Below are 12113 nucleotides of genomic sequence, written 5' to 3'. Positions count from 1 at the left end.
ACGAGGGGCAGGGCGCTTCTGCTAGCCCTGCGCGAGCTGACGTAAGAACGTCTCCGCGAGGGCCTTGGAGGAGTAGGGGTTCTGGCCGGTGGTGAGCTTGCGGTCCACCACCACGTGCGAGTCCCAGATCGCGTCGGCCTTCTCGTAGCGGGCTCCGAGCCGGGTGAGTTCGGCCTCCAGGATCAGCGGGAGCCGGCCGGCCATGTTGGTGACGAGCTCCTCGCTGTGCGAGAAGGCGGTCATCCGGTAGCCCGTGAAGGGCCACTGGCCCTCGCCGTCGCGCAGGGCCAGCAGGGCGGTGTGTCCGTGGCAGACGGTGGCCAGGGGCTTGTCCTGCGCGATGGCCCAGCGCAGGATCTGCGCGAGCTCGTCGGACTTGGGCAGGTCGCCGATGGCCCCGTGGCCGCCGCTGATGTAGATGCCGTCGTAGTCGGCGATGTCCTTCTCGCCCAGGGTCTCCAGGGCGATCGGGTTTCTCAGCTGCGGGGTGTTCTCTATGACGCGGCTGTACTCCAGGGCGCTGGCCGTGTCCGTGTCGGCGGAGCCCTGGGGGCGGACCCACTGGAGGAACTGGGGGTCGATGCTGGTCGCGTCGACCGTCGGGGTCTGCCCCCCGATCGTCGCCACGTCCACGGTGTGGCCGGCGTTCTTGAAGAGGGTGTAGGGAACGGCGAATTCCTCGGCCCAGAAACCCGAGGGGTGTTGTTCCCCGTCCAGCAGATGAAGCGTGGCCTTGGCCGTCATGACGACGAGAATCTTCATGACTCTTCTCCTTCTTCCGGATGTTCCGGCTGCGCTGGATTCGCTGCCGATTCAACACGCCCCCCGCTAGGGGCGTAAGGGGGAGACGTCAGGCACGCGATACTTCGTCACGTGCGTCCAACGCCGAGATGATGGTGCGGAATTCACCGACCAGGGGGTGGTCGGGATGGGCTTCGGAGAATATGCGCTCCCCGTAGAGCGCGGCCATTTCCGGAACATAGGGCAGGATTCCGGCCAGCGGGGTGCGGTAGACCTCCTCGGCCCGGCGCCGGGCCGCCTGCCGGTCGATGCCCTCGGGCGCCATGCTCATCACCAGGGTCCGCCGGCAGGCGAGCCGGCCGGTCAGGGCGATGGTCTCCTCGACGCCGAGGAGGTCGATCCGGTCGGCCCGGGCCATGATCAGCAGGACGTCGGCGCTGGCCATCGCGGTGACCGACTCGTTGTTGAGCCCGGCATGGGTGTCGAGCAGCAGGACGTCCAGGGCGTGGTGCAGGGCCAGCCGGTCGAAGCCCTCGGGAAGCAGCCCCACGTCGTAGCCGGTGGTCATGAGCTCCCGGAGGGCCGCCGTCCCGGTCCGCGCCGGTACGACGTACAGGCTCCCGCGGCCGCAGCCCGTGACGACCTCCTGGGCGGCGGCCTCGATCTCGCACCGCCCGAGCAGGTAGTCGGCGAGCGAGGGGCCGGGGCCGAGCCGGAAGAGCAGGTCCAGGGTGGGCGACTGGATGTCCGTGTCGATCACCCCCACCCGGCGCCCCTCGGCCGCGAGGAGCAGGGCCAGGTTCGCCAGCACCGAGGACTTTCCGGTTCCGCCGCGGTACGAGTGCACCACGATGGTCCGGGCCATCAGGCCACGACCTGGCAATCGGCGCCGCCCGCGTGCGGCCCCCGCGCCGCGCGTGGCCGGTGCAGGGCCAGCATGGTGACGTCGTCGTGCTGTTCGGCCGTTCCGGTGTGTTCGCGTACCGCCGTGTCCATGCGCTGGACCACCTCCCTGCCGCTCACCGGAGGACCGGAGAGCAGCTGCAGCATCCGCTCGTCGCCGAGGAAGCCGCCGCTGGGGCAGCGCGCCTCGGGCACTCCGTCGGTGAACACGAAGAGCGTGTCGCCCGGGTTCACCTGGGCGTAGCCGAGCGTGTACACACAGTCCGGGAGCACCCCGACGGCAGGGCCGGTCACCTCCAGCGCGCGCGGCTCGCCACCGTCGGCGTCCAGCAGCAGCGGCGGGTTGTGGCCGCCGTTGATGTAGACGAGGGAGCCGGTGAGCGGGTCGAGGACCCCGAAGAAGAGGGTGGCGAAGTAGCCCTGCCGCAGGTGGTTGCGGGTCAGGTAGCCGTTGGTGGCGGTGACCGCGTTGAGCAGCGGCGTGGCACCCACCACGGGGATGCGCCGGCTGTTGCCGGTGCGGCCGGCGGCCACCAGGTGCTGGAGGCCGCTGTTCTCGGCGGTGTGCCGCAGCAGGGAGCGGATGAGCGCCATGAAGAGCGCGGCTCCGACCCCCTTGTCGCAGACGTCGGCGACGATGAAGGCCAGGCGCCTGCCGCGGGAGAGCTCGAAGACGTCGTAGAAGTCCCCGGCGACCTGCCGGGCGGGCCGGAAGCACACGTCGATCTCCCAGCCCTCGGGGACCGGCAGTGATTCCGGCAGGAAGCCGGCCTGGATCTCGCGGCCGATCTCCAACTCCTTCTCGTATCCCATGAGTTCGGCGCGGGCATCGGCTTCGCGCAGGGTGCGGCCGAGTCCGGCGCGCTCCGAGCAGCTGTGCAGCCGGGCCCCGACGAGGGCGGGCAGGAAGGGGGGTACGAGGTAGTCGTGACCGATCCGGACGTGTTCCTCCAGGGCGGCGAACTCCGTCACGGTCCAGACGACCACGATGGGGGCGCCGGCCCAGCGGCGCAGCCGGCGCACGGCGGTCCGTACGGCCTCTCCGTCGGCCTGGGCCGGGGCGAGCAGCACGTCCGCTTCGGGCAGCTCCTCCAGTGGGCCGGCCAGCAGCTCGGCCAGCGTGCGCGGGACGAGCTCCGCACCCATCTCCCCCAGCGCTCCGAGGAGTTCGAGGGGTGGTGGCGGGTACTCGTCGAGGATGATCACGGTCGTGGAGGGCATGGGTCCGTCCCCTCAGCCATCACAGTCAGCGTGCTGATGTTGCGGCCGTCCCTGCGTACGTAGTCGAACTCGTCCACGCTGGTCAGTGCGAGGTGGATGCCGAGTCCGCCGATCCGCCGCCGCTCGGGAGCGGTGTGCGGCTCGGGCGGCAGTCGCCCCTGGACGGGGTCGAAGGCCGGGGCGCGGTCCTCGATGGAGATCCGTACCCGGCCCGGCCCGGAGCGGCCCCGGACGGTGATCCGTCCGTCGCCGCCCCGGTACCCGTGCATCACGATGTTGGTGGCCAGCTCGTCCACGGCCAGCCGGATGCGGTACGAGGCACCCTTGCCCAATCCCGCGCTTCCGGCCAGCCGCAGGACCAGCGCGGCGATGTCGCCCAGTGCCCCCAGGGTGGCGGGCACTTCCAGCTCGGCGGACATCCTCGCCGTCTTGACGGCCTCGTCCATCGGACTCAGTCGTCGGAGAGCACGATGCTGCGGTCGAGTCCGGCCGTCCGGATGGTCCGGGACACGGGCTCGATGGCGCCGACCACCTTGATGGTGACGTGCTCCCCCACCTTCTGCTGGGCGAAGACCAGGGAGCGCAGTCCGGCGCTGGCCATGTAGCCGACGCCGGCCATGCGGATCTCGACGGTGCTGGTGCCGTGGCCGGCGGCCTTCTCGATGGTCTGGTGGAAGTCCGGCGCGGTCTTGGCGTCCAGTTCGCCCTCCAGCTCGATCACGGTGGTGTCGCCCTCGATGCTCAGGGACACGGAAAGCGGCATGTCAGGTCTCCTTCGGTGCATGGGCCGGAGCTCGGCCGCGGGCATGAGCGGCCGTGGGCCCGGGCTCGGCCGTGGGCTAGAGCTCGGCGTCGGGCGTGCGGCCGACCAGGATCACGACCGAGCGCGGACCGATCAGGTACTTCCCGGCGTTCTCCAGTTCGAGTTCGGCGCCGGGGGTGCGGATGTCGTACGGGGCCTCGGCCCCGGTGTCCGCGAAGAGGTGCCAGCTGCGGCCGCCCGGGAGGGCGGGCAGTTCCAGGTCGTGCGCTTCCCAGTGGGAGTTCATGGCCGCGTACACCACGTCGTCGTCACCGGTGCCGCAGCGGGCGACCGCCAGCAGCCGGCTCTCCGCCGACCAGTCGGGCTGCCAGGCCCGCTCCCCGTGCCAGCTGATGTCGGGCAGCCCGAGGGTGTCCCGGAGCTGTCCGGTGGGGTGCGAGGTGGAGCGCAGCTCGCGGTGGCGCTTGCGGAAGGCGATCATCTCCCGGGTGAACCTGAGCAGTTCGGAGTTCTCGTCGACCTGGCTCCAGTCGAACCAGGACAGTTCGTTGTCCTGGCAGTACGTGTTGTTGTTGCCCTGCTGGGTGCGCGCCACCTCGTCGCCGGAGAGCAGCATCGGGATGCCCTGGCTGGTGAAGAGGATGGCCAGGGCGTTCTTCATCTGGCGCAGCCGCAGCGCGTTGACCTCGGGATCGTCGGTCGGTCCCTCGGCCCCGCAGTTCCAGCTCGCGTTGTCGTTGCCGCCGTCGTTGTTGCCCTCGCCGTTGGCCTCGTTGTGCTTGTCGTTGTACGAGACCAGGTCGGCCAGGCTGAACCCGTCGTGCGCGGTCAGGAAGTTGACCGAGGCCGAGGTCCCGCGGGTGGAGTAGAGGTCGGGCGAGCCGGCGATGCGGGTGGCGAGTTCCCCGGTGATCCCGGGGTCGCCCTTGAGGAAGCTGCGTACGGTGTCGCGGTACTTGCCGTTCCACTCCGCCCAGCGTCCGTACGCCGGGAAGTTGCCGACCTCGTAGAGGCCGCCGGCGTCCCAGGCCTCGGCGATGAGCTTGGTGTGCCGCAGCACCGGGTCGTAGGCGAGCAGTTCCAGCAGCGGCGGGTTGGGCAGCGGGGTGCCGTCCGGGGAGCGGCCGAGGATGGCCGCGAGGTCGAAGCGGAAACCGTCGATGTGGTAGTCGGCGACCCAGTGGCGCAGGCAGTCGAGGACGAAGTTGCGCACGACGGGGTGGTTGCAGTTGACGGTGTTGCCGGTGCCGCTGAAGTTGAAGTAGTACCCCTCGGGCGTGAGCATGTAGTACGTGGCGTTGTCGAGCCCCTTGAAGGAGATGGTGGGGCCCTGCTCGTTGCCCTCGGCCGTGTGGTTGAAGACGACGTCGAGGATGACCTCGATGCCGGCCGCGTGCAGGTCCTTGATCAGGGTGCGGAACTCGTCGCCCTGCATGCCGTAGCGTCCGGTGGCCGCGTAGCCGGCCTTGGGGGCGAAGAAGGAGACGGTGTTGTAGCCCCAGTAGTCGAAGAGCTGCTCGCCGGTCTCCGGGTTGGTGCGCGGGTTGTCGCTCTCGTCGAACTCGAACACCGGCAGCAGTTCGATGCAGTTGATCCCGAGCTCCTTCAGGTACGGGATCTTCTCCCGCAGCCCCGCGAAGGTGCCGGGGGCGGTGACCTGCGAGGAGGGGTGCCGGGTGAAGCCGCGCACGTGGGTCTCGTACACGACGAGGTCCTCGGCGGGGATGCCCAGCGGGGTGTCGTCGCCCCAGTCGAAGTCCTGGAGGCAGACGCGGGAGCGGTACTGGTAGCCGCGGCTGCGGTCCGGCTCCACGCCCCACACGTCGCGGCCGGCGATCAGCCGGGCGTACGGGTCGGAGAGCACCTGGCGGGCGTCGAAGCGGTGGCCGGTGACCGGGTCGTAGGGTCCGTCGGCCCGGTAGCCGTACTCGATGTTCTCGTGGTCGAGGCCGAAGACCGTCATGGCGAAGACGCTGCCGGTGCGGAATTCCTGGGGGAACTCCAGCTCGGCCATCGGCTCGGGCTCTCCGCGCTGGTAGATGACCAGGGTCATGGAGGTGGCCTGGTCGGAGAAGACGGAGAAGCTGACCCCGCCGGGGACCACGTTGGCCCCGAAGGGGAACGGTTTGCCGGCGCGGACGCGGTACCCGCCCACCTCGTGGGTCGGGTACGCGTCGACGCGCAGCACCTGTTCGGACGCCGGCTCGCTCATCGCGCGGCCTTGGCGGCCGTCTTGGCGGCGGTCCTGGCGGCCGTCTTGGCGGCGGCCGCCTCGGCCTCGCCGGTGGAGAAGAAGTCGAGGAAGCCGGTGGCCGACATGACGAACCGGACTTCCTCGCTCACCCCGTAGAGGGTGACGGCGACCCCGGCGTGCTGGGCCTCGCGGTAGACGACGAGCAGGGTGCGCAGCCCGGCGCTGGAGACGTAGGTGACGGCCGTCAGATCGATGCGCAGCGGCCTGCCCTCGCGGACCAGCGGCAGCAGCGTCTGCAGCAGCGCTCCGGAGGTCTCGCTGTTGATCTCGCCGGTGGCGACGAGTACGGTGCCCGCCTTGTTGCGGCGTTCCTTCACGTTCAGGGTCATTGCTTTCCCCTCTGAGTGGGGCGCCCCCGTTGAGCGCTACTGGGCGGTCGGGCGCAGCCGGACCTTGACCTTGACCCGGCCCTGGACGTCGGGCAGCCGGACGGTGAGTCCGTCGGCGTCGAAGTCCGTGTACGGCTTCTCGTCGATCTCGACGGACGCGATCCGCACCGAGCCGGCGGGGAGCAGGTCGGGCGAGACGCGCAGCACGCGGTCGGGCAGGTTCGTCGGGTCGGGCTGGAAGTGGAAGTCCATCTCCCGGCCGTTGATGAGCAGGTTGTTGTAGACGGCGGACAGGTAGCAGAGCTCCGCCGAGTGGTACATGGACATCGAGTGGCTGCCCTTGAGCCGCTCGGTCCCGAGCAGGTACGGGGTCCCGCTCGCCAGGACGTTGAAGTAGACGGCTCCCTCGTCGTGGTCGAGGAAGAAGGTGTTGTAGAAGGCCTCCGCCTGGCGGGCCTCGCGCAGGAAGCCGTCACCGCCGACGGTGCCGTTCAGGATGAGGTAGGCGAGGATCGCCTGCTCCTGCTGCCACCAGGCCTTGCGGTCGTGCCAGGCGAAACGATACGTCTCCTCGTCGCCCGACTTGACGCGCTCGACCACGTCGTACCAGCCGCCGCGCTGCACGTCGCTGCCGACGGCCGGCATGATCTCGCCGATCTTGCGGGCGAGCTCCTCGTAGGCCGGCTTGGCCTTCAGCGAGTTCATCCGCATCAGGTTCCAGGCGATCTTGAGGTTGTGGCCGACGACGGCACGGTTCTGCTGCCAGCTGTGCGCGGTGTCGTGGGACCAGTCGCGGAAGAAGCGCTCCTGGACGAAGGGGCTATTCTTGTAGTCCGGGAACTTGTCCGCGATCGTGTCGAAGGTGTACTCGAGGAAGTCCGCGTAGCGCTGCTCCCCGGTCGCGAGGTACAGGTTGATCAGGTACGCGGGGGCGTGGTCGCCGACCGAGTTCCAGTTCTTGCGCTCCGCGTTCTCCCCGAGGGACTCGTGGTCGGCGCTGAAGAGGATCGGGTCGATGTGCGAGTAGTAGCCGCCCTGCTCCGGGTCCTTGAAGAACTTGTCGAACAGCCGGATGGTGGCGTCCGCGTCGTTCTTGATCCGGATGTCGCCGGTGACCCGGTAGGTCTGGATCGGGCCGGCCAGCGCGTAGATCTGCTCGTACATCGGGATCGCGTCGTAGTCGTCGGAGAACTCCGAGGTGAACAGCTTGCGTTCGCTGTCCCCGTCGACGCTGATGCCGTGGTACCAGAAGACCACGTCCTCCTCGCCGTCCACGACGCGCATGTGCTTGCGCAGGTACTCGGTGCCGCGCTCGGCGACCTCCAGGTACTCGTCCTTGCCGGTCAGCAGGTAGGCCGAGGCCATGCCGTAGACCAGGCGGGAGATCGTGTCGGTCTCCTGGACGTGGCTGGCGGTCTTGTCACCGCCGAGCCGGATCTCGGTGCGGTACTCGGTGAAGTCCACCGGCCCGTCGCCGAACTGCGCCCGCTTGTAGAAGTCGGCCAGCGACTCGATCTGCTTGATCCACCAGCTGGGCTCCTCGAAGCGGTAGTCCTCGGCCCCGCGGCCCAGGAACACCAGGCGCTTGGCCTCGAAGCGGCCGCCCTGCTCGGGGTAGTGCACCCCGTAGACGTAGAGGAACCGTCCCGGCGAGAGCATTTCGTCGATGTGCCCGGAGGCGTCGATGTACGGCTCGTCCAGGTTGCGGACCAGCTCGGCGCTGGGGTCCCCGGCCAGGGAGACGTCGAACTCCCGGCCGTCCGAGGTCTTCAGCCGCAGCAGCCGGGAACCGGAGTCGAAGCGGCCGACGTAGCCGGCGATCGTGTCGGAGAAGGAGAAGCTCACGGCGTCCGCCATGTCATGCACCGTCCTTGTCGTGTTGACCGTGTTCGTCCTCGAATCCCTGGCTGACCTCGACGATCACCCCGTCGGGATCGCGGACCCACACGGTCCGCCACCCGCAGATGAAGTCGTCGAAGTCCAGTGGTCCCAGGGTCACTTCGGCCGCTTCGCCGAGCGTGGCCAGGAAGGCGTCCACGCTGTCGGTCTGGAAGGCCAGGTGCCGCATCCGGCCCGGCGCCGCCGGCCCGTCGTGGAGGGCCGGGTCCGCCTGCTCGGTGCCCGCCGCGAAGAGCTCCAGGTACGCGTCCCCCTGGCGCAGGAAGATGATCTGTGCGTCTCCGAGGTCGACCACCCGGGCCCGGGTGAAGCCGAAGTACCGGGTGTAGAAGTCCTCGGTGGTCTTCTGGTCGGCGCAGTTCAGGCCCACGTGCGACCAGACCAACGGGGCCATCAGGCAGTACCCCGCGCGCCCGGCGCGCTCCCCGCGCCACGAGCGCCCCGCGCGCCCCGCGCGCCCCGGTCGGCGGCGATCAGCTCGATGATCCGGCGGGCGAACAGGTGGTGGTGGGCCCCGGTGCGGCCGGTGACCAGGTCACCGTCGACCACCACGTCCTCGTCCACGTACTCGCCGCCCATGTTCCGGACGTCGCCGATGAGGTTGTTGTGGCAGACGACCTTGCGGCCGCGCACTTTGTCCGGGATCGAGGCGGCCAGCCACATGCCGTGGCAGATGATCCCCTTGAGGACGGTCGGCTCCTCGAAGGCCCTGCGCAGCAGCTCCGTCGCCGGGGCCAGCACGTCCACGTCCTCGGTGTAGCGCAGCCGGTCGGCCACCATGCCCGAGGGCACGATGATCGCCGCGTACCGGCGCAGTTCCTCGTCGCTCAGCCCCTCCAGGGACTTGTCGGCGGTGAACGGCGCCCGGTACTCGTGCCCGGAGAAGGTGATGGAGTCGTTGCCCCACAGCCGGGTCAGGAAGTCGACCTCGGCTCCCTCCTCCGCGAACCGGTGGCCGTAGTAGAAGATCTCCGGCTCGTAGAAGTCGCTCTCGACCAGGACCGCGATCCGGGTTCCGGTCAGCGCACCCTCGCGCAGGACCACATCAGGCACGGGACACCCCCTTCAGGAAGTCCGCCGCGCGCTCGGCGATCATCGCGATGGCGGTGTGGCAGTTGCCCGACGGGACGGCGGGCATCACGCTCGCGTCGACGACCCGAAGGTTCCGTACGCCGTGCACCCGCAGTTCGGGGTCGACGACGGAGAGGTCGTCGATGCCCATGCGGCAGGAGCCGGCCTGGTGGTGGTAGCTCTCCGAGTTCTGCTTCACGAAGGTGCGCAGGTCCTCGTCGGACACGTAGCCCGGTCCGGGCTGGAGCTCCTGCTTGTACCAGGGCGAGAAGGCGGAGGTCGCGAAGAGCTCCCGGGCGGTCTTGACGCCCTGGACCATCCGCTCCAGGTCCCAGCGGTCGCCCAGATAGTTCGGGTGGATCAGCGGGTGGGCCAGCGGATCGGCGCTCGCCAGCTTGATCCAGCCCCGCGAGACGGGACGGACGACGCCGGGCAGGATGGACACGGTGTTCGGGTGGTCCTGGCCGACGATCACGTCGAACGGCACGTGGACGAAGGCGATCTGCAGGTCCGGCGCGGGCAGTCCGGGCCGGGAGGAGAGGAACAGCGCGCTCTCGGACAAGTTCTGTGCGGGCGGCGGCAGTTCCTGGGTGACCTCGGCCATCAGCCCGGTCAGTACGTGGTTGTGGAAGTTCTCGCCGACCCCGGGCAGCTCCGCGACCGTCCCGATGCCGTGCTCGCGCAGCTGCTCGGGGTGCCCGATCCCGGAGAGCAGCAGCAGTTTCGGCGATTCGATCGCCCCGGCGGCCACGATCACCTCCCGGCGGGCCCGTACGGTGTGCAGCCCGGGCTCGGACGCGGTGCTGTGCCCGTCGCGCACGGTCCGGCCCGGTATCTCCGCGGGGGCCTGGAGCTGGACGTACTCCACGCCCGTGCAGGTGTCCCCGTCGAAGAGCAGCCGGGTGCTCTGCGCACTGGTGCGCAGGGTCAGGTTGGAGCGGTCCAGGGCCGGTTCCAGATAGGTGGCGAGGACGCCCTGGCGACGGCCGTCGGCCACGTCGATGTGGTGCCAGCCGGTGCCGAAGAGCCCGCGCCGCGGCCCGTCGGTGTTGAAGTCGGCGATCTCCTCGTGGCCGAGCTCGACGGCGGCGTCGATGAAGGCGCGGGAGACCGGGTTGGGGCCGTGCCGCCCGGCGTGGGTGATCCGCTGCGGCCCGCGGGTGCCGGTGGTCGGCGCGGTGGCGTCTTCCTGGCCCTCCAGCAGCGAGAAGTAGGGCAGCACGTCCTCGTGCGCCCAGCCGGCCGCGCCCTGGTAGGCCCAGTTGTCGAAGTCCGAGGCGTGGCCCCGGATGTGCATCATGATGTAGAGGTTGCTGCTGCCGCCGGGGGCCTTGCCGCGCGGTTCGTACGTGCGGCGGCCGTCCAGGCCGGGCTGCGGGACGCTGGTGTAACCCCAGTCGACGGGCCCGCCGAGCAGCTTGTACCAGGAGGACGGATCGTCCACCTCGGGAGGGATGCGGCCCGCTCCCGCCTCCAGGACCAGGACGCTGACGTCCGGGTCCTCGGAGAGGCGGTTCGCGAGGACGCTGCCGGCGGTGCCGGATCCCACGACGATGTAGTCGTACTCATCCACGGCCATCGCGCGCCCCCTCAGCCCTGGCCGAGCACCTGGAAGGGAACCGTGTCGTGGTAGTTCGCCATGTAGGCGATCTTTCCGTCCACGATCCGGAAGAAGTTCATGACCTCGGCCTCGATCTCCTCCCCGGAGGGGGTGACCGCGGTCAGGTGGGAGACGGCCGCGGCCTTCTCCCCGTCGACGAGGAAGTGCACGGGCTCGTTGCGGAAGACCCGGTACATCGTCCCCATGCCCTTCATCATCGACCGCAGCGTCTCCAGGCCCTCGATGTGGCCGGCGAGCTGCTCGTCCATGACCTGGTCCTCGGCGAACAGGTCGCACCAGCTGTCCCAGTCACCGGCGTTCGCGTACTCGTAGTACTTCTGCAAGATCTGCCGCGCGTCCATGGCGCTCAACCCCCTACTGGTCCCTGCGGGTTCCGTCGGGCGCGAAGGGCGCCCAGAACTGGCTGAAGGCCGTGGCCGTGTCGCCGAACAGGCCGTCGTGGCCCTCGACGATCCGGCCGTCGCGCCAGCGCATGAAGTGGAAGACCGGGTAGTCCATCCGCTCGTACGGGGACCCGCTCGACGCGTCGGCGCCGCCGCGCACGGCGACGTTGCGGCAGACGTCGGCGCTGCAGTCCTCGCCGACGAGGACCGCTTCGATGTCCATGCGGAAGGTGCCGCCCGTGAGCTTGTGGGTCTGGCCCATCAGCTCCAGGAACGCGTCCAGGCTCTCGTACCAGCCGGCGAGCGGGTGGTTGCCGGGGACCTGCCAGCGCAGGTCCTCGGCGTAGTACTCCAGGATCCTGGCCCGGTCGCCGGAGCCGAGGGCGCGGTACGCCGCTTCGACCCGCTCCCGTGTCACTTCGGTCATCGTCGCTTCTCCTTCGGCGCTCAGAGGGAGGCGGAACCGGGCATGGGCGCCAGTTCGTTGACGGTGTACTGCCGGATCAGCGGCCCGTCGGGGCCGGCGACCAGGGTCCAGGTCTGGTCGGCGTCGAAGCCCAGCCACACGCTGCGGGCGGCCGGCGGGTCCCAGATCTTGGCCTGCCAGTTGACGAGGACCCGGACGATCGCCCGGTCGCCCTCGATGACGGGCTCCACCTTCGTGACCGTGTGCACCTCGTCGAAGAAGCGGTTCGTGACCGCCTCGTACCAGCGGCCGAAGCCCTGGTGGCCGAGGAAGGTGTCCTCCGGGACCTTGAACTCCAGGTCCTCGGTGATCAGGGCCAGCACCTGGTCCGGCTGGACGTGCTGGTCCAGGGCCACGTACCACTTCTCGGCGAAGGCGCGGATCGCGTCCTCGGTCAGCCGCTCGGCGGGCATGCGGTCTCCTCCTGTCTGTCCGTGCGGATGAGGGGCGTGGTGCGAGGGG

Annotated in this window: 14 protein-coding genes; all 14 read right to left on the bottom strand. The window is 69.6% G+C overall.

Going from position 1 to position 12113, the window contains the following annotated elements; all coding sequences use genetic code 11:
* Positions 1-21: 21 nt before the first annotated feature.
* Positions 22-762 carry a type 1 glutamine amidotransferase domain-containing protein gene (locus ACE1OC_RS33165; protein WP_407840067.1) on the bottom strand — a complete coding sequence of 247 codons (741 nt, stop codon included), beginning with the start codon at positions 760-762 and terminating at the stop codon, positions 22-24.
* A gap of 88 nt (positions 763-850) precedes the next feature.
* Positions 851-1606 carry a MinD/ParA family ATP-binding protein gene (locus ACE1OC_RS33160; RefSeq protein ID WP_250741376.1) on the bottom strand — a complete coding sequence of 252 codons (756 nt, stop codon included), beginning with the start codon at positions 1604-1606 and terminating at the stop codon, positions 851-853.
* Positions 1606-2865 carry a PP2C family protein-serine/threonine phosphatase gene (locus ACE1OC_RS33155; RefSeq protein ID WP_407840066.1) on the bottom strand — a complete coding sequence of 420 codons (1260 nt, stop codon included), beginning with the start codon at positions 2863-2865 and terminating at the stop codon, positions 1606-1608. The genes ACE1OC_RS33160 and ACE1OC_RS33155 overlap by 1 nt, the downstream gene beginning before the upstream one ends.
* Entirely contained in the window at positions 2847-3311 is a 465-nt protein-coding gene (locus ACE1OC_RS33150; RefSeq protein WP_250741372.1) for an ATP-binding protein, read from the bottom strand. The genes ACE1OC_RS33155 and ACE1OC_RS33150 overlap by 19 nt, the downstream gene beginning before the upstream one ends.
* A gap of 5 nt (positions 3312-3316) precedes the next feature.
* Positions 3317-3628, bottom strand: a complete 312-nt coding sequence (locus tag ACE1OC_RS33145) for an STAS domain-containing protein (protein WP_250741370.1) — start codon at positions 3626-3628, stop codon at positions 3317-3319.
* A gap of 76 nt (positions 3629-3704) precedes the next feature.
* Positions 3705-5840, bottom strand: a complete 2136-nt coding sequence (gene glgX, locus ACE1OC_RS33140) for a glycogen debranching protein GlgX (RefSeq protein ID WP_407840065.1) — start codon at positions 5838-5840, stop codon at positions 3705-3707.
* Entirely contained in the window at positions 5837-6211 is a 375-nt protein-coding gene (locus ACE1OC_RS33135; RefSeq protein WP_407840064.1) for an STAS domain-containing protein, read from the bottom strand. Before ACE1OC_RS33135 ends, glgX begins: the two co-directional genes overlap by 4 nt.
* A gap of 36 nt (positions 6212-6247) precedes the next feature.
* Positions 6248-8068 (bottom strand): AGE family epimerase/isomerase, encoded by a 1821-nt coding sequence (locus ACE1OC_RS33130; protein WP_407840063.1) that lies wholly within the window; start codon positions 8066-8068, stop codon positions 6248-6250.
* A gap of 1 nt (position 8069) precedes the next feature.
* Positions 8070-8504: a VOC family protein gene (locus ACE1OC_RS33125; protein ID WP_407840062.1), complete on the bottom strand. Its 435-nt coding sequence runs from the start codon at positions 8502-8504 to the stop codon at positions 8070-8072.
* The gene (locus ACE1OC_RS33120) at positions 8504-9163 is read right to left on the bottom strand and encodes a DJ-1/PfpI family protein (RefSeq protein WP_407840061.1); all 660 of its coding nucleotides are present in this window, start codon (positions 9161-9163) and stop codon (positions 8504-8506) included. Before ACE1OC_RS33120 ends, ACE1OC_RS33125 begins: the two co-directional genes overlap by 1 nt.
* Positions 9156-10760 carry a GMC family oxidoreductase gene (locus ACE1OC_RS33115; protein WP_407840060.1) on the bottom strand — a complete coding sequence of 535 codons (1605 nt, stop codon included), beginning with the start codon at positions 10758-10760 and terminating at the stop codon, positions 9156-9158. Before ACE1OC_RS33115 ends, ACE1OC_RS33120 begins: the two co-directional genes overlap by 8 nt.
* 11 nt (positions 10761-10771) lie before the next feature.
* Positions 10772-11143, bottom strand: coding sequence for a nuclear transport factor 2 family protein (locus ACE1OC_RS33110; RefSeq protein ID WP_250741552.1), 372 nt, complete (start codon positions 11141-11143; stop codon positions 10772-10774).
* A 13-nt stretch (positions 11144-11156) separates the two neighbouring features.
* Complete coding sequence (locus ACE1OC_RS33105) at positions 11157-11612, bottom strand: nuclear transport factor 2 family protein (RefSeq protein ID WP_274547901.1); 456 nt, start codon at positions 11610-11612, stop codon at positions 11157-11159.
* A 20-nt stretch (positions 11613-11632) separates the two neighbouring features.
* The gene (locus tag ACE1OC_RS33100) at positions 11633-12064 is read right to left on the bottom strand and encodes a nuclear transport factor 2 family protein (RefSeq protein ID WP_407840059.1); all 432 of its coding nucleotides are present in this window, start codon (positions 12062-12064) and stop codon (positions 11633-11635) included.
* Between the last annotated feature and the right edge of the window lie 49 nt (positions 12065-12113).

The organism is Streptomyces stoeckheimensis (assembly GCF_045822005.1).
In the GTDB taxonomy this organism is placed as follows: Bacteria; Actinomycetota; Actinomycetes; order Streptomycetales; family Streptomycetaceae; genus Streptomyces; species Streptomyces stoeckheimensis.
Note: the sequence above shows the minus strand (reverse complement) of the source record. Positions and strands in the feature narration are given on the sequence as shown.